Here is an 18782-nt window from a genome sequence, read left to right on the forward strand (position 1 = left end):
ATCAGTGTATCATACAAAAAATACAGGTTTACTTGTGCGCTTCACTCTCAAGCAACTTCAATACTATGAGGCGGCCCTGCGCACCGGGTCGATCGCCCGTGCATCGGTCGAGATGAACATCTCCCAGTCGTCGATCACCGCGGCCATCGATATAATCGAAAGTACCACCCAGGCAGAATTGCTGCGACGTATGCCCGCCAAGGGCATCGTACCAACCGACAAAGGCCTGGAGATCGGTGCGCGTATCCGGGTGTTTCTGGAACAAGCGCGCATCTTCGAATCTGACGTGCTGACGCTGACTGGTGATCCTGCAGGAACTCTGCGACTGGGATGCTATGCCCCGACGGCGCCTTATGTACTGCCACCGATCCTCAAACGTATCTCGCAAGACTTTCCAAAAATCCGGGTCGAGATCAAAGAAGGCGATATGCTCAGCATTGCTGAGATGCTCAACAGCGGTGTGGTTGATCTGGCATTGACCTACCGTCGCGCCGCACCCAAGGCACAACCTTTTCTGCCGATGTTCAGGGCCGCACCAATTGCATTGATACCCGATGTGTCGCCCCTTGCGCAAAAGGCACAGGTCGCCTTGTCCGATTTGGCGGATCTGCCGATGATCTTGTTGGATCTGCCCGGTGCGCCCGATTATTTCGAGGCCCTTTTTATCGCCGAAGGGCTGAGATCGCGCGTTGCGCATACCACCAAAAGTTCATCTGTCCTGCGTGGCATGGTCGGGGCCGATCTGGGTTACGCAATCTTGAACATCTGCGGACCCCTGGATCGAATGGGTCAAAACGGATACGTGGCGCGCCCGATCTCGGGGCCTCAGGACGCGCCCTTTTACGGAGTGGCCTATACCGGGGCTGGCAAACGGTCAGCGCTGGTTCGGGCGGTATTGGAAACCTGCGGCGCGATCGCGGACCAGGGTGGGTTTGACCATCTTTTGTCGGTCGGTGCCGCGAGCGACACCTGATTGCACCAAAAAATGTAGGAATACCCTGACAAAACAGGTGTTTTCTGCGTGAATAGGGATTGAGTAGCGTTTCCCATAACACTCACCCCGGCGGAAGGTTTGCCAAGCTCTGTCTGGGCAGGGCCATCGCAGATCCGAATTTGCAGAATCCAACGGTCTCGGATTAGCCTTGCGTGAAGACAAAAGAAGGAACGAGGCAACAAACAGCAAGACAACACGCGCGACCAACCAGGAGGACTTTATGAAACTGAGCAAATTTAGAAACGTAACGCTGCCGGTTCTGGCGTTTGCGCTATCCGCCACATCCGCTTTGGCCGCAGATATAACGATGAACGTCGGCTTTGGTGCGCCTGAAGAGTCCCTGTACGGCCGATTTGGTAAGATCTTCCAAGAGAAAGTAGCCGAACACACAGACGGTTCGATCGAAGTCAAATTGCGTTGCTGTAACCAGATTTCCAGCGAGGATGAGGCGTTCAAGGCGATGCAGCTTGGCACTGTGGACGGCTTTTTCATCACGGCCAACAATGTCTCGCCCCACTGGCCGCTGATGGACGTTACCGTGCTGCCTTACATCTTCCAGAACTCAGATCATCTGGACCGCGTGCTGAATGGGGAAGTCGGTCAACAGATGAAAGACCAGCTGCAGGCCGATACCAGTGTACACCTGTTGGCCTTTGGTCCGGCGCTGTATCGTGACTTCTATAACTCGGTGCGTCCGGTGAACACGATGGCCGATATGGAAGGGCTGAAAATCCGCGTGCCCAAGAATGAGGTGATGATCGCCACGTTTGAAGCCTTTGGCGCAAACCCAGTGCCGCTGGCGTGGTCCGAGACCCCCACCGCGCTGCAAACCGGTACGGTGGATGGCGGTGACAATGGCACCTCCTTCATCCGCGACATGAAGTTCTTTGAGTTTGAACCACATCTGGTCATCCTCGAACATTTCGTGGCCTTCGCGCCTCTGTTCGCGTCCGACAATTTCATGAACAAGCTGAACGATGAGCAGCGCGCCCAAATCCTTGCCGCCGCCGAAGAGGCCGGAGCCGAGTTCGCAGCGCAGGTCGCCACCGAAACGGAAGAAGTCCGCCAATGGCTGGTTGATGAGGGCGGTATGGCCCGCACCGATCCGGATCGCACTGACTTCATCGCAGCCGCGAAGGGCGTGCAGCAGGAGTTTGCGGAAAAACGGGGCGAGGACTTCATTGCCTTGGTGAACGCCATTCAGGCGGCCGCCCAATAAACAAACCGGGCGCCACAAGGCGCCCTTTTTCGGCCCGGTAAACGGACGAGGGACAAAATGGCTGCACTCAAGTGGCTCGAACGGCATTTCGAGGAGCTGATCTGCTGCACCTGTCTGGCGGTGATCGCCGTGGCGGTCTTTGCGCAGGTGGTGGCGCGCTATGTGTTTCAGGTCGCCCTGCACTGGACTGAAGAAACTGCGGCCATGTGCATGGTCTGGGCTGTCTATATGGGCGCGTCGCTCTGTGTGCGCGAGCGGTTCCACATCCGCATCATGGTTGCGGTGCAGGCTTTGCCCACCGGCTTTGGCAAGATCGTCATTTTCATCGCCGATATCTGCTGGGCCTTCTTCTGCCTGTTCATGCTGCGGATCAGTTGGGATTATCTGGCCGTCTTCTGGCGGTTCCCCGAAACCAGCCCCAGCCTTGGCATCAATCAGTTCTACCCGCAAACCATTCTGGTGATCGGCTACGCGCTGATGCTGATCCGTCTGGCACAAACCTATGTCAACTGGTGGCGTGACGGGCGAAACGGCCTGCCGGGTATGCTGGCCGAGGAGTGGGAAGCGACCACCAAGGACCAGGAGCATCAGATATGAGTGCTCTGATGGTCCTGGCCATCGCCTTTGTCCTGCTGACGGTCATTGGCGTGCCGCTGTTTGTCTCGGTCGGCCTGACCACAGCGCTGGCGCTGTATCTGATCGATATCCCCTATACGCTGATGGCGCAGACCGGCTATGGAAGCCTGACACCCTTTCCCTTGCTGACCATTCCGCTGTTCGTGTTGGCCGGACGGCTGATGGAAGTGGGCGGAATGGCGACCCGGATGATCTCAATCGCGACCAACCTTGTGGGGGCCTATCGCGGGTCAATGGGGTTGGTGACGGTCTTTGCCTGCATGTTGTTTGCCGCGCTCTCAGGCTCGGGTCCCGCCACCACGGCGGCGATTGGCTCGGTCACGGTTCCGGCCATGAAACGCGAGGGGTACGACGTGCCCTTTGCTGCCGCCATTACTGCTAGCGCGGGCGCATTGGGCAGCTTGATCCCGCCCTCGAACCTGCTGATCATTTACGGGCTGGTCTCGGAAACCTCGATCCCGCGCCTGTTTCTGGCGGGGCTGATTCCGGGGCTGATGGTCACGATCCTGCTGATGATCACTACCTATATCGTCGCTCGCCGACGCGGGTACGGAGGCGACGGCGAGCGGTTCTCATGGGGTCCTTTCCTGCGCGCGGCGTGGGATGGCAAATGGTCCATCGGCGCGCCGGTTCTGATCCTTGGCGGCATCTATGGCGGGGCCTTCACCCCGACCGAGGCCGCAGGCGTTGCCGTGTTCTATTCGCTGTTTGTCGGCTTCTTCATCTACCGCGAACTGACGATCAAAAAGCTGATCGAGGCGCTGCGCTTTACATCGCTGCTGACCGGCATCCTGATCCTGCTGACGCCCACATTGGCCTTCGGACAACTAACTGCGTTCTATGACGTGCCCACGGCGGTGCAGGACGGCATCACCTCGATCACCGAGAACAAATTCCTCGTTCTGCTGCTGATCGGCGTATTTTACATCTTCATCGGCACGTTCATGGAGTCACTGGCCCAGATCGTCCTCTTCACCGCTGTGTTCCTGCCGCTGGTCAGCTCTCTAGGTGTTGATCCGGTGATGTTCGGCATCTTCACCGTCATCACCTGCGAGATCGGGTTCCTGACGCCGCCCCTTGGCGCGAACCTGACGGTTGCTGCGCGGATATCCGGGATATCCATCGAACGCATATCCGTCGCTGTCCTGCCCTTCATCCTCGCCTATATCATCGGCATGGTGATCCTGATATTCTTCCCCGACCTCACCACCTTCCTGCCCGACTGGCTGTACGGAGAAGCGAAATAGGAGGCGCCCATGTTCGATCTTGTTCTGAAAGGCGGCACCATCGTCGATGGCACGGGACAGGACGGCTATGTGGGCGACGTAGCGATCACAGGCGAGACCATCAGCGCCGTCCTGCCCGCCGGTGAGTTGGCCGCGCAGAAGGCCGCGCAAGAGATCGACGTCTCAGGTCTGGTGGTCGCACCGGGTTTCATCGACATGCACACCCATTCCGATTTCACGCTAATCGCCGATGGGCGCGCGGAAAGTCAGGTGCATCAGGGCGTCACGACCGAGGTGATCGGCCAATGCGGCATCAGCTGCGCGCCCGTGAACACGCCCGGTGACATCAGCCGCGTCGCGCCTTGGTACACCGATCAGGCCAAGCATGACACATGGCTGGGCTTCGGCGACTATCTGGACGTATTGGACGCCACGGATCTGGGCGTGAACGTGATGGCCTTTGTCGGCCACGGCACGGTGCATCGCGCAGTGCTGGGCGACCAGCTGCATCCGGGTGAGGCCGAGGAGGTTGCCGAAATGGCCCGGTTGGTCGATCAGTGCATGGACGAAGGCGCAGGCGGTTTTTCCTCGGGTCTGGAATACTTCCCCGGCAGCCTCGCGGCGCCCGAACATCTGGTGCCGATGTGCGAGGTTGCGGCCAAGTACAAACGCCTCTACGCCACCCATGTGCGCAACCGCGACACGCATTATGATCTGGGTTTTGCTGAGGCCATAGCCACCGCACGGCAATCGGGCGCAAAGCTGCAGATCAGTCATATCCAGCCCAAATTCGGCGCGCCGGATTATGCGATGGATCATACGCTTGAGATGATCGACCTGGCCCGCCGTCACGACGTGGACATCGCCTTTGACGTCATCCCGCATGATTGGAACCATACTCTTATGGCCGCGATCCTGCCGAAATGGGCGCAGGCCGGGTCAGTCGATGATGTGCTGAAACGGCTGGCCGATCCTGAATGCCGCGATAAGATCAAGGCCAACCCGCAGCCCATGTGGCTGATCGTCAAGGCCGAGAAATGGTCAGACATCATCCTGCTGAACGCCACCGTCAACAAGGACATCGTCGGAGCCGACTTTGCCGAGATCGGGCGGATGCGCAATTGCCATCCCTATGACGCGGTGCTGGATATCCTGCTGGAGGAAGGAGAGAACCTGATGGCCTGTATGTGGTCCTCCAAATCCTTCCGCAACTCGGATGTGGAACTATGTTTGGATCAACCGGAATGCGCGGTGATCTCGGACACTGTGGCTATCGCCAACGAGGGCATTCTGAAAGACCATATCGGCTCGCTATCGGGCTATGGTTGGGCGGCGCGGTTCCTTCAGTATTATGTGCGCGACAAGGCAGTACTGACGCTGGAGCAAGGTATCGCCAAACTCACCTCGATCCCAGCGGATCGTCTTGGGCTGAATGCACGGGGACGACTTAAAGCGGGACACCATGCGGATATCTGTGTTTTCGACCCGACCAGTATTTCCAGTAATGTCTCGACCAAGTACCCTCGTCGATACGCCTCGGGCATCAGTCATGTTTTGGTCAACGGACAGTTTGCAATGAAGGACGGCCGGCGCACTTCCAACAATTCAGGTCGGGTGCTGCGCGAATTCGCTGATTTGCGTTAGATAGAGTGCGATATTTACCGTTTGTTTTGGCTGTTTTGTCGTTGAACAGAAGTGATCTCAGAAAACTGGACAGTTGCCCACGGTATATCCAGAGTTTCTGAAGGGAGACAAAAATGACGAAACGCTGGAGATACACCATCCAGTATAAATCCAAAGGCGCGCCGACAGCGCTATGAGGTGAAAATGCTCTGAAATCCCATCTCCGAGTCATTTGCGGTTAGATTTTTCGCCATGAATCCCGAGCCAGGAAAGGAGCGGATGCGATGAAAGCAGCCAGATTTGTGGACGAACCGGAAGATTTTTGTTTTGAAACGGGTGGCAGATTTCTGAAATGTGTCCTTGATCAACCGCACCTGATTGGTCCAATTTGACTATACGGCCTTTGGTCCATCGGGACGATGGTTTCAGGGGCTGATGGACGTTAGCCAAATGCGCTGTGCGTTTGTTTCGTGTCGCAGTGTTTCCTCAATTTTTCGATGAAGATTCGCGCCTCGCGCAGGCTCTAGAAGACTTCACCATTCAAGAACTCACCCCCAAATCGGGCATAGTAGCTTTCGCAGAACCCTTTTTCCTAAGGAGACCCTGTTTCGATGTAAGCCATCTTTTCGACGACGGCTTTAATTCAGTCCTGTAAAGCTTAAGCATCCAACACCCAGCCATCGTCAGACCGAATGAACGCAGGCACACCGCGCAATGTAAACCGGTCGTCCAGCGCATTGATGCCATTGCCCGAGTTCAGATTACGATCTACGCGGACAGCCAGACGTTCTTGGCCGTGTTGATCAATGATGTTTAGCGTCCGCAGCGCCTTTCCGCCGTCAGCCCGGCAATGTACGAAGTCCTAAGACCAAAACAGGATCAAGGCGTTCATGCCACAACCGAACGCGCGATCCGGCATTGAGCCGGAGCCGCCCTTTCTTTGGTTGATTCGGTGACACTCTCAGCCCTTTTCGTCGAAACAGCCTTTCGGCCCTTTTGTCGTTCACATGCCACCCTACACTGCGTGGGCGGCGTTCCGAGACAGGCAGCTCAGTACGAACACGATCAAAGCAGGCGCGGCAGCGAGCAGAGCTTAAAAGTTTGCCTTCGCTGCCACAGCGAGAATTAGCTTGCCCAAAGTCAGATCCGACACGGCCTTTCTTATCTGTTCTTTCTCTTTCTGAATGAGTTTCAGGTTTCCTGCAGATTCGGAGAGTTTCTTGCCTTCCGGTCCAACCGTCAGCACCCAATGCATAGAGTTTTCTGTCTGTTCCCGGAATGCCTGGGTGGTATCGCCGTTTTTGAGTTTTCCCGCGTAATCGGTGCAGAGCAGTTGCAACCAAGAGCCCAGTTAGGCGGGTACTACACAATCTTCATGCTGTGCGAGATGTTCTTGACAATCTGATAGTTCGCCAGCCCTTCGGTGCCGCCTTCGCGCCCCGAGCCGCTGGATTTGACCCCACCGAACGGTGTCTCTGGCAGCGATGCCTCCAGCGTGTTGAAAGAGATGTTCCCGGCCTCGATCTCTTCTGTCATTTGATCAATGTAATCGGCGCGGTTGGTGAAACCATAGGCCGCCAGACCGTAAGGAACCGCATTTGCCTCTCGGATCGCCTCGTCCAGGGACGCGACGGGGTTGATCACAGCCAGCGGACCAAAAGGTTCTTCCTGCATCACGCGGGCGCTGTCCGGGACATTGGCCAGAACGGTCGGCTGCAAGAAGTATCCCCGGTCGCCGACAGCGCTTCCTCCTGTGCACAATTGGGCACCCTGTGCCTGCGCATCCTCGATCAGTTCAAGCAGGGCGGGCACACGGCGTTCGTTGGCCAGAGGCCCCATTTCCACGCCGGGTTCGATGCCATTGCCCACGACCGTCGCCGCCGCGCGTTCTACAAAGGTGGTCAAGAACCTGTCGAATATGCTCTCGTGTACGAAAAAGCGGGTTGGCGACGTGCAGACCTGCCCGGCATTGCGATATTTACGCACCGCACCGCTGAGTGCGGCCTGTTCGACATCGGTATCTTCGCAAACAATGACCGGGGCATGCCCGCCCAGTTCCATCAGAACGCGTGTGTCATGCTGTGCCGCCAAACCCGACAGATGGCGACCGACAACTGTTGAACCGGTAAAGGCAACAAGACGCACCGACGGCTGGCTGATCAGGTGGGCCGAGATGTCGGCTGGCGTGCCAAAAACAAGGTTCAGAACCCCGCTGGGCAAACCCGCGTCGTGAAACGCGCGTACGATATGCTGCGCCCCTGCGGGGGTTTCCTCGGCTGCTTTCAGAATGATGGAACACCCGGACGCCAGGGCCCCGGCAATCTTGCGGGCGGGCTGGCTCATGGGGAAGTTCCAGGGGGACAGACCCAGCGTCACGCCGATGGGCTGGTGATGCACAACATAGCGCACTCCCGGCGCCGATGGGATCACCCGACCATATGTACGCACCGCCTCACCGGCATCCCATTCGAAGAACTCACAGCCGCGAATAACCTCGAGCCGGGCCTGTGTCAGGGGTTTACCATGCTCGGCTGTGATCGATTGTGCGATCTCTTCCTGTCTTTCGCGCATCAGAGCGGCTGCTTTCAACAGAACATCGGCGCGGTCCCGCGGAGCGGTATTGCGCCAGACCCGAAATCCCGCTTCCGCAGCTTCCAGAGCATCGTCGAGATCGTTTTGCCGTGCATGAGGCAGACGGCCGATTTCCTCTTCGGTGGCCGGGTTGAGGACCGGCAGCGAATCCGGCGTTTTTCGCCATGCTCCGCCAATATAGAGATGCAGGTCCGGATAGATGCTCATTTGGCCCTCGTTTTCGCCTGTTGTGGCAAAATCCCATGCCTGCGCACCCTGCATCAATTGAATTGAGCAAATACTGATATCCGTTTGACTGATATCAGCCCAATCCCTGCATTCCCTTTAGCCTGAGCGCTGCGCTGCGCAGGGCGTGCAGAAAGGCCGCGCCCGCTGGCGACAATGATCGCTCTCCCCGATGCGAGGCGCCGACCGGCCCAGCGCCGAATGGCACCTCCCAATCGACCTGGCTTAGCACGCCGCGCTCGATGTCCGGGGCCGCAACATGCGCGGGCATCAAACCGATGAACGCGTGGCGGCGCAGCAGGGACCGGTTGGCCAGATAAGACACCGACTCGATGGCAACTTCGGGTGTGAACTGACTTTGCTTCATGAAGTACTGGTCAGTCTGCCGCCGCAACGTGGTCTCAGCCGGGGGCAGTATCCAGCTAAAGGGCTGTAGCTGATCGAAGGATACGGCCTGCGCAGCAGCGAGCGGGTGCGTGGGTCCGACGACCGCGATGACCCGTTCGTCAAAGAACTTCTCCTGCACGATCTTGACGCGATGGCGGCGGCGGGGCAGCCGTCCTACCACAATGTCGATCTCACCGGTCAAGAGACCGGGCATCAGCACCTCGTTTGTTCCTTCAGAGATTTTGATCGCGACCTTTGGGCGATCGCGAAGGATTTGTTCGACCGCAAGCGGAATCAAGGCGGGCGATGCGGCAAGCAGGGTGCCAACCACCACGCGTCCACTGTTGCCTTCATTCAGATCATCCAGCTCCTGTGCGGCATTCGAAACCTGGGCGAAGATCAGTTTGCCGTGCCGTATCAAGGTTTCCCCAAAGACGGTGGGCACGACACCGCGATTGGTGCGTTCGAATAGCTTGACCTCGAAATCAAGCTCCAGATCCTGAATCATCTTGGTCGCGGCAGGTTGGGATATGCCCAGATCGCGCGCCGCGTTCTGAATGCTGCCGCGTTGGCCCACCGCAACAAGCAGGCGAAGCTGCCGCAGTTTCAGGCGGGTCAGGGCGCGATCGACAATGCGGTTGTGTCGGGTGACCATGGCTTGACCTCAGATGACGATGTCGGACTTTTCGCGTGCAATCGCTGCCACGACGCTCATCGCGGCCAGCGCAGAGCTGCGCGGATTATCCGGCAGGGCGCGACCTTCAATCCGGAAGGAAAACGATCCGAACGCGCCGCTGGCATGGATTTCATGAATATTGGCGGTGATCGACGGATCAGCCACCAGCCGCACGCGCGTCGCCTCGAACCCCGCTCCGGCCAGTGCCACTGCCGCCGCGACATTGGCATTCTTGGGGTAGCTGAGCGCCGCCTGCCGGGCATCCCCTTCAAAATGCGTTGCAGGCACGGACAGAGCGTCGAGATCAATCCGCTCTTCGGCAATCGACCCTTTCCACCCGGCGGGGGGTTTTCTGGCTGTATAGATCACCTCGCTCAGCCCGCCCACTCGCGCCGCTGCCAGACAGTCCAGTGCTCCGATGGCGCCACTGGCCAGTAAGAGGCGCGCACTACCCTTCTGCGCGGCCTGCAGCAGCATTTCATGACTGCCTGCATCGGCCAGTGCCCCCAGCGAAACTGTAATCAGATCAATACCGCGTTCGAGTATCGCCGGACCATGTTCGATCAGTGCCGAATGCCCGGCGCATTCCACCATCAGTTCCGTATCGCTCGGTAACGCCGCTACACTGGACACCCGTTGCACGCCATCGTCACCACCCGCGCTCTGTTTGCCAGCGCGGACAAGCAGGACATGCGGACAACCCAATTGCGCGCCGACATAACGTCCTATCGCGCCTTCTCCAATAACTCCGATCTTCATGGCCCCTCCCGTTTGAAAACCAGATATCTGAAATCCAAAGCGTTTGGATATAAAAAAATCGGATAGCTATATTGGAGATATGGATTGGCAATCCACCGCGACGCTGCGCCTTTATGCCAAAGCGAAGACAGGGGAACCCGCGCGATGCAATACGCCAAATACGAAGCCAAAGCTTACGCGCGCGAGACCATGCGCGGTATCTGGGCTGCTGCCCTCAACCCGTTCGATGAAAACCTGGCTTTCGACGAAATTGGCATGCGTCGTAACATCCGCCATTGGATTGACGATCTGGGCATTCAGGGGCTGTTCATTGCGGGCAAACAGGGCGAGTTCTGGTCGATGTCCCTGGAAGAACGCAAACGCAACATGACCGTCGCGGTAGAGGAATGCGCAGGCAAGGCCGGGACGATTATGTCCATTTCGGATCAGTCGGTCGAAACGGTGCTGGAACTGGGCCGTCACGCTCAGGACTGCGGTGCGGATTACGTAGTGGTGCACGCGCCGATGCTGAGCTTTTGCCACGATCGGGATGAGGTTCTGTATCAGTACTATAAATACCTATGTGACAGGCTGGACATCGGTATCGCCATGTGGAGCCACCCCGACAGCGGCTACCTGATGGAGCCCGAAACCTGCGCCCGGATCGCTGAGCTGCCCAATATCATGGCGATCAAGTATTCTGTGCCGCGTGAGATGTATACGCGGCTGACACAGATTGCCGGAGACAGAATACTGGTATCGACCTCTGCCGAGGACGACTGGCTGGACAACATCGAGACCTTGGGTTGGCAGCTTTATCTGTGCTCGTCGCCGCCGTATCAGCTGCAGACAAAGAACGATCGGCGCATGCACGAATACACAGAGCTGGCCTTTGCCGGTCAGTTTGAAGCCGCCCGGCGGGTGCGCGACAGTCTGGAACCGGTCCGCAATGCGATCCGAACCACCAAGCCCGGAGGGAAACCAACGGCGCATGGCAAGTATTGGCAAGAGCTTTTGGGTCAGGTTGGTGGCCGGGTACGGCACCCCATGTTGGAGTTGACAGAGGCCGAGAAAGCGTCGGTATCAACGGCATTTGAAGCTTGTGGACTGCAACTTTGATCTGTGGACCGTCCAGTATCAGCTATCAGGAAAGGTGATATCCAGTTTCCCTGAAACAAATGTTTCCTTGCGCGCCCCTCCTCTAGGCTTTCATATCAGGACTGAAGGTCCCGTTGCGACACGAACCCAACCGGAGGAGACCATGGCACTGCATCCGACGCTGAAACCCTTCAATTTCAGAAAATGGGTCGAAGACAATGCCGATAAACTGCGCCCGCCGGTGGGGAACCAGCTGCTGCACAAAGAAGGCGACATGATCGTCATGGTCGTGGGCGGTCCAAATACGCGCGTCGATTTCCATGATGATCCGGTCGAGGAATGGTTCTTTCAGCAAAAGGGCGACATGATGCTGAAAATTGCCGACGGGGGAAAAATCTATGACGTCCCCGTGCGCGAGGGCGAGGTTTTCATGCTGCCCCCGCATGTCCGCCATGCTCCTCAGCGCCCTCAGGAGGGATCGGTCGGCATCGTCGTCGAAGCCCCGCGCCAGCCCGGCATGAAAGAGGGCTTCGAATGGTTCTGTTTCAACTGCGAAGCTCTGGTTCACCGTGAAGAGGTGGCGCTTGATGGCCCCGAGGGGATCGTCACCGCCCTGCCCAAGATCTATGACGCGTTCCACAACAGCCCCGAGGCACGCACCTGCCCCAAGTGCGGCACTATGCACCCCGGCAAAGGCAAACCGCCCGAAGGCTGGGTAAAGCTTTAAGCTTGAAAGTTTAGACTTGAAATAAATCACAGAGCGCATAAAGTTCATACAAAAAAGCGCCAAACCGCAGCACACAACAATAGGGAGACTGAAATGAGGACCACAAAACTTGGGCTATTGGCCGGTTTGATGCTGTCTGCGACCGCGGCGGTCGCCGAGGACCTCAAGATCGGCATGATCACCACCCTGTCCGGTCCGGCGGGCTATTTGGGCGCGGATGTGCGCGACGGCTTCATGCTGGCGATTGACGAAGAAGGCGGCACCCTGGGCGGCGTCCCGGTTGAGGTTCTGGTCGAAGATGACGGGCTGAAACCCGAGAACGGCCGCGCCATCGCCGAGCGCTTTCTGGAGCGTGATGAGGTTGAGATCATGACCGGCATCATCTTCTCCAACATCGCACCGGTTGTCGCGCCGCTGACCCTGCGGGCAGACCGCTTTTACATCTCGCCAAACTCCGGCCCCTCGCAATTTGCGGGCAGCAAGTGTCACGAGAACTATTTCGTGGCCTCCTGGCAGAATGACTCGCTGCACGAAAGCGCCGGAATCAACGCCAACAATCAGGGCTACAAGAACGCCTACATCCTTGCGCCCAACTATCAGGCAGGCAAGGACGCACTGGCCGGGTTCAAGCGCTATTTCGATGGCGAGATCATAGGCGAAACCTATACCCAGCTGGGTCAAACGGATTATGCCGCCGAAATCGCCAAGATTCGGGCCGCAGACCCCGAAATGGTATTCCAGTTCCTGCCGGGGGGCATGGGCATCAACTTTATGAAGCAATATGATCAGGCGGGTCTGCGGGATGAAATTCCGCTGGTATTGGCTGCACCCTCGTCAGACATCAATATTCTGCGTGCAGTGGGCGAAGCGATGGTGGGCGTCGCCAACTCGTCGCACTGGAATCATGACCTGGACAACGAGGCAAACAAAGCATTTGTCGCCGGGTTTACAGAGAAATATGACCGCCTGCCCACCGTCTATGCCAGCCAAGGCTATGACACCGCGCGTCTGATCGCTAGCGCGCTGAAGGCAACGGGCGGCAAGGTGACCGAAGATATGGATGGCTTCCGCGAGGCCCTGCGTGCGGCCGATTTCGACTCGGTGCGCGGCCCGTTCCGCTTCAACTCGAACAACCACCCGGTTCAGAACTGGTATAGCCGTGTAGTGGTCGAGGAAGACGGCCAGTTCCGCAACAAGACCACCGGCATCATCGCCGAGGATCATGCAGACGCCTATGTCGGTGATTGCAAGCTGTGATCGCAGCCTGAAAACAGGGGCCGGCCTGTCCGCGATACGCCGGCCCTGACCACACCCTATCCCAGCAGGTACCCCAAGACGTGTCTCAGCTTGTTTTCGAGCAGCTCCTGAACGGCATCCAGCTGGGCATGTTCCTGTTTCTGGTCTCAGCCGGTTTGACGCTGGTGTTTGGCTTCATGAACATCATCAATTTGGCCCATGGCTCACTTTTCATGATCGGAGCCTATTCGGTTGCGTTAATCTCGGGTGCGACGGGGTCGTTCTGGATCGGGCTGATCCTGTGCCTGCCGATCACCGCGCTCGCCGCGTTTCTCATAGAAGTCCTGATCATCCGACCCCTCTACACCCGCGATCATCTGGATCAGGTGCTGGCGACCTTTGGGCTGATCCTGTTCATCAACGAAGGCACCACAATGCTGATGGGCCGGACGCCGCAATTTGTCGACGTGCCTGCCGCACTGTCCGGCAGTGTCGAGCTGTTCGGCGTGTTCTCGTACCCGCTTTACCGGCTGGCCATCATTGCTTCCGGCCTGATCGTCGCGGCCATCCTGTGGTTCATCATCACCCGAACGCGGGTCGGGATGCAGATCCGGGCGGGCACCACCAACCGCGAGATCGTGCAGCAACTGGGTGTCAATATCGACGGGCTGAACACTGCGATCTTTGTCGTGGGCGCCATGTTCGCCGGTCTGGCCGGAGCGATGGCGGGTCCGTTGACCTCGGTCGAGGTGGGTATGGGTGAGAACCTGCTGATCCTGTGCTTTGTCTGTATCGTGATCGGCGGCATCGGATCGATCCGCGGCGCGCTGTTCGGGGCGTTGACCGTGGGCATCGTGGATACGATGGGGCGGTCATTTCTGCCCTCAATCCTCGGCGCGTTTCTGGACCCAGCCTCTGCCAGCGGGATTGCGGCGGGGCTGTCTTCGATGTCGATCTACCTGCTGATGGTGATCGTGCTTGTACTGAAACCTACGGGGCTGTTCCCGGTTGCCGGACGGGCCTCATGATCAGCGAACGTCACCTGCCCAAAGTCTTCGCCCTTGGCGTACTGGCCCTGCTGGTGCTGCCATTTTTGCTGCAGGCGGCGGGATCGTCCTACCTGATCTCGACCGCCACCCGTCTTGTGATCTTTGCCATCGCCGCCATCAGCCTTGACCTGCTGATCGGCTATACCGGGCTGGTATCCTTTGGCCACGCGGCGTTTCTGGGGGTCGGAGCCTATACGGTCGGCATCCTGTCCTTCCACGCGTACGAGGGCGACACGTTCTTTGGCCTGCCGGGCACACTGTCCGGTCTGATCGTTCTGCCGCTGGCGGTGGGTTTGTCCGCCCTTGTGGCTTTGGCCATCGGTGCGTTGTCCTTACGGACCAAGGGCGTCTATTTCATCATGATCACGCTCAGCTTCGGGCAGATGCTGTTCTTTCTGTTCGTGTCGCTTGAGAAATATGGCGGCGATGACGGTATGATGATGTTTGACGGGCGGAATACCCTGCCGGGGCTGGACCTGAATGATCGCATATCCTTCTACTATTTCTGTCTGGCCTGCCTGATCGCTTTCTTCTGGTTCTGCCGTAGGCTGGTGGCGTCGAAATTCGGCCGCACCCTGCAAGCGATCCGCCAGAATGAGGCGCGCTTGTCCTCGATCGGAATCCAGCCCTACACCGCCAAGCTGCTGATCTTTGTCATCGCCGGGGCCGGGGCCGGGCTGGCCGGGGCGCTTTCGGCCAACCACACCGAGTTCGTCAGCCCCGCCCTCACCCATTGGACCCGGTCGGGCGATCTGATGATCGTGGTCATTCTGGGCGGCATCGGCACCCTGCTGGGCCCGGTGCTGGGCACCATCGTCTTTCTGCTGTTGGAAGAGTTCCTGCCCCTGATCCTGCATTCCATCGGGCTGGACCCGCTCAGCGAACACTGGCGGTTTGTGCTGGGGCCGATCCTGATCCTGATCGTGCTGTTTGCCAAATCCGGCATCTACGGCCTGCTGTTCCGGGCGAAGGAGTAGGCAATGCTGCGGATCCGCAACCTGTGCAAGAATTTCGGAGCGCTGACCGCGACCAACAACGTGTCATTGGATGTCGAAAAGGGCACGATCCACGCGCTGATCGGCCCCAACGGGGCGGGCAAGACGACGTTGATCGCTCAGATTTCGGGCTATTTGACGCCGACTTCGGGTTCGATCCACTTCGACGGGCAGGACCTGCTGGCCATGCCTGCGCATCTGCGTCCCCATGCGGGGCTGGTGCGCAGCTTTCAGGTGACGTCGGTGTTCCCCGACCTCACGGTGATCGAAAATGTCTGCCTTGTGCTGCAATCCATGAACCATCAGGTGTTCCGCCTGTTCCGCCCCGCCGCCGCCGACAAGGCGGAACGCGCCGAGGCGATGGGCATCCTTGAACGCGTGTCCCTTGGCGCCGAGGCCGAAACCGTCACCCGCAATCTGGCCCACGGACAGAAACGGCAGGTCGAGATCGCAATGGCTCTGGCCGCCCGCCCCAAGCTGTTGCTTCTGGATGAGCCGATGGCAGGCATGGGGGCGGAAGAAAGCCGCCAGATCACCGCCCTGCTGGACGGGTTGCGGGGCGATATCACCATGCTTCTGGTCGAACATGACATGGATGTGGTGTTCGGTCTGGCCGACAAGGTCTCGGTTCTGGTCTATGGCAAGGTGATCGCCAGCGACACACCTCAGGCGATCCGGCAGGACCCTGACGTGCAGCAGGCCTATCTGGGCGGGCATGAGTTTCACGATGGGGCTGTGTGATGTTGCAGGCTGAGAATCTCCATGCCGCTTACGGCTCGTCCAAAGTGCTGTTCGGTATTGATCTGGAACTGCGCCAAGGGCAGTTGGTCGCGATGATGGGCCGCAACGGGATGGGCAAGACGACGACCGTGCGGGCGATCACCGGGCTGACCCCGGCCATGTCGGGCGCGGTCCGGTTGGACGGTCAGGACATTACGCGGCTGAAGCCGCACCAGATCGGTCAGGCCGGTGTTGCGCTGGTGCCCGAGGGTCGCCAGATCTTTCCAACCCTGACCGTGCGCGAGAACCTGATCGCCACCGCCCGCACCCGCCGCGATGCAACGCAGCCCTGGACGCTGGAGCGGGTTTTCGACCTGTTTCCCCGCCTGCGCGAACGGGCCGGGCAGATGGGAGATTCCCTGTCGGGTGGTGAGCAGCAGATGCTGGCCATCGGGCGCGCATTGATGACCAATCCGCGCCTTCTGATCCTGGATGAGGCGACCGAGGGCCTCGCGCCGCTGATCCGCCATGAAATCTGGGAAATTCTGGCTGAGTTGAAAGCCGAAGGTCAGACCACCCTGGTGATCGACAAGAACCTTGATGAAATGGCCCCGGTTGCAGATTACGCCTATGTTGTGCTGAAGGGGCAGATCGCATGGCATGGCGATATTGCAGCCATGCGCGCCACGCCGGATTTTGCAGAAACCTATCTGGGAGTCTGAGCCGGATGCAGGTCTATCGCGGCATGGATCACGACACGCTGGAGCGGGAATATAATGCGCGCGCAACGGTCGATGACTTCGAGGCCGAGATGCGCAATTACCAGACCCTGAGTGATCAGAGCTATGCCCAATGCAAAGTGGTCCGCGATCTCGTCTACGGTCCCCATCCGGACGAGCGCTTTGACCTGTTTCCGGCAGAAAAAGGCGCGCCGGTACTTGTCTTTATCCATGGCGGATACTGGCGGTTTCTGGGCCGACGAGACAGCGCCTTCATGGCACGAGCCATGGTGGAGAACAACATTGCAGTAGCAGTGGTGGAATACACTTTGGCTCCTGCCGCGACACTGGACCTGATCGTCGATCAGGTCCGCCGGGCTGTCGCCGCAATCTACCGCCAAGCCGGGGCGCATGGGGTTGACCACGATCAGCTTTATGTTTGCGGATCCTCAGCCGGCGCGCATCTGGCCGCTATGACGCTCGCGACAGACTGGACGGATCAGTTCGGACTGCCCGCAGATCTTGTCAAAGGTGCCATTCTGGTCAGCGGCCTGTTCGATCTCGAACCGGTGCGTCTGTGTCGTCCCAACGAGTGGCTGAACCTGAGCCCCGCAGATGCGGTACGTAACAGTCCCATCCACCAAACACTACCGCCAACGCCACCGGTTTCCATCTATTGGGGCGAATACGAAACCGATGAGTTCAAACGTCAGAGCCTCGCCTTCGCGCGGGCGTTGCGCAGGCAGGGCTTAGCCGTCTCGGCAACCGAGATAGCTGACCGCAACCATTTTGACGTTATCGTCGACCTCGCAGATCGCGACCGGACGCTGTTCAACGACACCATGGCATTGATGACCACACCCCATCGCATAGAATGATGCCCTGCGCGTGCCAGAGAGCTACTGGACAGTCTGGCTGGGTAGGACGCCAAAGCGCTCTTTGTAGTCTCGGGAAAAACGCCCCAGATGAGAAAAGCCGCTGCCGAATGCGACCTGAGTGATACTTGGCCCATCCCGCCGGACAGCCAACTGATAATATGCCGCGTCCAGACGTGCGTTCCTGAGATATCGCATCGGAGTCACCTTGTAGCGGCGGCGAAAGCCCTTTTGCAGCGTCCTGATATTCACGCCAGCCTGCGCTGCGATATCTGCCAGAGTAATTGGCTCGCCTAGATTGGCGTGAATGTACTCGACGGCAAGTCGCAAAGCATGCGGTGTCGCCCCGGTATCTGCATTCTCCAGAATGTGCGAGACATTGCTACGTTGCAGCGTCAGTAAAGCATGGGCCAAGTCCATCTCGACCTTAAGATCACTGCTTTGCCTTTCACCAAATCGGAGCGATCCCTGATCTGTCGCATTGGCACAGGCTAGAACCATCTGCTTTAGACGCGCACCATTGCGCGATGTCAGGTCGACCCGCGTGTCGAAGCGCACCGGCCCGGGCAAGGGCGCGCCGCTCAGGCTTTCGGCGATGGCATGCAGATGCATCTTGCTGATCTGAAGGATCAGCTTGCGGCAGTCACCCGTCCACATCATCTGCGTCGCACGGTCGGGGTTCAGTAGTGTTGCCATCGATGAGTCTGCGAGAACCTCCTCGCCCCGATGGGTCACACAGGACTGGCCCGACAGCGGGATCTGCAACAGGTAGAAGGATCGCAACTGACCCGGGTCGATACTGACATCGGCACCATAATGCAGATAGTTCAGCGATACATCCCGTCCGGCCACATGGTTATGTGTCACCGCAAGCCCCGCGTGGCGGCCCATCTGTTCCAGCCGATGATCGCAGAATTTCTGCGCCACACAGCTGCGTGCCTCGTCCAGATCACCGGTTTGAAGCAGCGGAAATCGGTTCAGAAAGACTGAGGTGCAGGGATGAGGTCTAGGCGTCACAGTGAAGTCTCCTGCCGTCACGCTAGCAGG

General features: G+C 58.6%; 17 protein-coding genes and 1 pseudogene. 13 read left to right on the top strand and 5 right to left on the bottom strand.

What is annotated here, in order from left to right; all coding sequences use genetic code 11:
• Positions 1 to 34 precede the first annotated feature (34 nt).
• The 5 genes from ACR3EN_RS18625 to ACR3EN_RS18645 all read left to right on the top strand — a co-directional run bounded on the left by ACR3EN_RS18625 (position 35) and on the right by ACR3EN_RS18645 (position 5719).
• A complete protein-coding gene (locus ACR3EN_RS18625) occupies positions 35 to 973 on the top strand; it encodes a LysR substrate-binding domain-containing protein (RefSeq protein WP_480820350.1) in 939 nt (312 codons plus the stop codon).
• 241 nt (positions 974 to 1214) lie between these two features.
• Positions 1215 to 2213: a TRAP transporter substrate-binding protein gene (locus tag ACR3EN_RS18630; protein WP_480820348.1), complete on the top strand. Its 999-nt coding sequence runs from the start codon at positions 1215 to 1217 to the stop codon at positions 2211 to 2213.
• A gap of 57 nt (positions 2214 to 2270) precedes the next feature.
• Positions 2271 to 2810, top strand: a complete 540-nt coding sequence (locus ACR3EN_RS18635; protein ID WP_480820346.1) for a TRAP transporter small permease — start codon at positions 2271 to 2273, stop codon at positions 2808 to 2810.
• Positions 2807 to 4096, top strand: a complete 1290-nt coding sequence (locus tag ACR3EN_RS18640; protein WP_480820344.1) for a TRAP transporter large permease — start codon at positions 2807 to 2809, stop codon at positions 4094 to 4096. Before ACR3EN_RS18635 ends, ACR3EN_RS18640 begins: the two co-directional genes overlap by 4 nt.
• A gap of 9 nt (positions 4097 to 4105) precedes the next feature.
• The gene (locus ACR3EN_RS18645) at positions 4106 to 5719 is read left to right on the top strand and encodes an N-acyl-D-amino-acid deacylase family protein (protein WP_480820342.1); all 1614 of its coding nucleotides are present in this window, start codon (positions 4106 to 4108) and stop codon (positions 5717 to 5719) included.
• A gap of 421 nt (positions 5720 to 6140) precedes the next feature.
• On the opposite strand, the pseudogene ACR3EN_RS18650 reads toward ACR3EN_RS18645, so the two are convergent.
• From ACR3EN_RS18650 to ACR3EN_RS18665, 4 genes and pseudogenes are all read right to left on the bottom strand, one after another.
• Positions 6141 to 6893: pseudogene (locus ACR3EN_RS18650) on the bottom strand (integrase core domain-containing protein); the annotation flags it as partial.
• Positions 6894 to 7060: 167 nt separating this feature from the next.
• Positions 7061 to 8497, bottom strand: a complete 1437-nt coding sequence (locus ACR3EN_RS18655; RefSeq protein WP_480820340.1) for an NAD-dependent succinate-semialdehyde dehydrogenase — start codon at positions 8495 to 8497, stop codon at positions 7061 to 7063.
• 94 nt (positions 8498 to 8591) lie between these two features.
• Positions 8592 to 9557 (bottom strand): LysR substrate-binding domain-containing protein, encoded by a 966-nt coding sequence (locus ACR3EN_RS18660; RefSeq protein ID WP_480820338.1) that lies wholly within the window; start codon positions 9555 to 9557, stop codon positions 8592 to 8594.
• A gap of 9 nt (positions 9558 to 9566) precedes the next feature.
• A complete protein-coding gene (locus ACR3EN_RS18665) occupies positions 9567 to 10337 on the bottom strand; it encodes an aspartate dehydrogenase (protein ID WP_480820336.1) in 771 nt (256 codons plus the stop codon).
• A gap of 144 nt (positions 10338 to 10481) precedes the next feature.
• Between ACR3EN_RS18665 and ACR3EN_RS18670 the strand changes: the two genes are divergently transcribed.
• From ACR3EN_RS18670 to ACR3EN_RS18705, 8 genes are all read left to right on the top strand, one after another.
• Positions 10482 to 11435, top strand: a complete 954-nt coding sequence (locus ACR3EN_RS18670; RefSeq protein WP_480820334.1) for a dihydrodipicolinate synthase family protein — start codon at positions 10482 to 10484, stop codon at positions 11433 to 11435.
• A gap of 142 nt (positions 11436 to 11577) precedes the next feature.
• Positions 11578 to 12141: a 3-hydroxyanthranilate 3,4-dioxygenase gene (locus ACR3EN_RS18675; RefSeq protein WP_480820332.1), complete on the top strand. Its 564-nt coding sequence runs from the start codon at positions 11578 to 11580 to the stop codon at positions 12139 to 12141.
• A gap of 93 nt (positions 12142 to 12234) precedes the next feature.
• Positions 12235 to 13398, top strand: coding sequence for an ABC transporter substrate-binding protein (locus ACR3EN_RS18680; RefSeq protein ID WP_480820330.1), 1164 nt, complete (start codon positions 12235 to 12237; stop codon positions 13396 to 13398).
• An 80-nt stretch (positions 13399 to 13478) separates the two neighbouring features.
• Positions 13479 to 14405, top strand: a complete 927-nt coding sequence (locus ACR3EN_RS18685) for a branched-chain amino acid ABC transporter permease (RefSeq protein ID WP_480820328.1) — start codon at positions 13479 to 13481, stop codon at positions 14403 to 14405.
• Positions 14402 to 15403, top strand: a complete 1002-nt coding sequence (locus ACR3EN_RS18690; protein WP_480820326.1) for a branched-chain amino acid ABC transporter permease — start codon at positions 14402 to 14404, stop codon at positions 15401 to 15403. The genes ACR3EN_RS18685 and ACR3EN_RS18690 overlap by 4 nt, the downstream gene beginning before the upstream one ends.
• A 3-nt stretch (positions 15404 to 15406) precedes the next feature.
• Entirely contained in the window at positions 15407 to 16162 is a 756-nt protein-coding gene (locus ACR3EN_RS18695; RefSeq protein WP_480820324.1) for an ABC transporter ATP-binding protein, read from the top strand.
• Positions 16162 to 16863, top strand: a complete 702-nt coding sequence (locus ACR3EN_RS18700) for an ABC transporter ATP-binding protein (protein ID WP_480820322.1) — start codon at positions 16162 to 16164, stop codon at positions 16861 to 16863. Before ACR3EN_RS18695 ends, ACR3EN_RS18700 begins: the two co-directional genes overlap by 1 nt.
• Positions 16864 to 16868: 5 nt before the next feature.
• The gene (locus ACR3EN_RS18705) at positions 16869 to 17738 is read left to right on the top strand and encodes an alpha/beta hydrolase (RefSeq protein ID WP_480820320.1); all 870 of its coding nucleotides are present in this window, start codon (positions 16869 to 16871) and stop codon (positions 17736 to 17738) included.
• 21 nt (positions 17739 to 17759) lie between these two features.
• On the opposite strand, the gene ACR3EN_RS18710 is transcribed toward ACR3EN_RS18705, so the two are convergent.
• Complete coding sequence (locus ACR3EN_RS18710; RefSeq protein WP_480820318.1) at positions 17760 to 18752, bottom strand: AraC family transcriptional regulator; 993 nt, start codon at positions 18750 to 18752, stop codon at positions 17760 to 17762.
• Positions 18753 to 18782: the final 30 nt, after the last annotated feature.

The organism is Ruegeria sp. G7, from assembly GCF_056535465.1.

Bases quoted from the DNA above. Each gene is read 5' to 3' on its own strand.
- ACR3EN_RS18670 (WP_480820334.1), top strand. From the start codon at position 10,482: ATGCAATACGCCAAATACGAAGCCAAAGCTTACGCGCGCGAGACCATG.
- ACR3EN_RS18680 (WP_480820330.1), top strand. From the start codon at position 12,235: ATGAGGACCACAAAACTTGGGCTATTGGCCGGTTTGATGCTGTCTGCG.
- ACR3EN_RS18660 (WP_480820338.1), bottom strand. From the start codon at position 9,557: ATGGTCACCCGACACAACCGCATTGTCGATCGCGCCCTGACCCGCCTG.
- ACR3EN_RS18695 (WP_480820324.1), top strand. From the start codon at position 15,407: ATGCTGCGGATCCGCAACCTGTGCAAGAATTTCGGAGCGCTGACCGCG.
- ACR3EN_RS18630 (WP_480820348.1), top strand. From the start codon at position 1,215: ATGAAACTGAGCAAATTTAGAAACGTAACGCTGCCGGTTCTGGCGTTT.
- ACR3EN_RS18635 (WP_480820346.1), top strand. From the start codon at position 2,271: ATGGCTGCACTCAAGTGGCTCGAACGGCATTTCGAGGAGCTGATCTGC.
- ACR3EN_RS18665 (WP_480820336.1), bottom strand. From the start codon at position 10,337: ATGAAGATCGGAGTTATTGGAGAAGGCGCGATAGGACGTTATGTCGGC.
- ACR3EN_RS18640 (WP_480820344.1), top strand. From the start codon at position 2,807: ATGAGTGCTCTGATGGTCCTGGCCATCGCCTTTGTCCTGCTGACGGTC.
- ACR3EN_RS18655 (WP_480820340.1), bottom strand. From the start codon at position 8,497: ATGAGCATCTATCCGGACCTGCATCTCTATATTGGCGGAGCATGGCGA.
- ACR3EN_RS18705 (WP_480820320.1), top strand. From the start codon at position 16,869: ATGCAGGTCTATCGCGGCATGGATCACGACACGCTGGAGCGGGAATAT.
- ACR3EN_RS18645 (WP_480820342.1), top strand. From the start codon at position 4,106: ATGTTCGATCTTGTTCTGAAAGGCGGCACCATCGTCGATGGCACGGGA.
- ACR3EN_RS18690 (WP_480820326.1), top strand. From the start codon at position 14,402: ATGATCAGCGAACGTCACCTGCCCAAAGTCTTCGCCCTTGGCGTACTG.
- ACR3EN_RS18675 (WP_480820332.1), top strand. From the start codon at position 11,578: ATGGCACTGCATCCGACGCTGAAACCCTTCAATTTCAGAAAATGGGTC.
- ACR3EN_RS18700 (WP_480820322.1), top strand. From the start codon at position 16,162: ATGTTGCAGGCTGAGAATCTCCATGCCGCTTACGGCTCGTCCAAAGTG.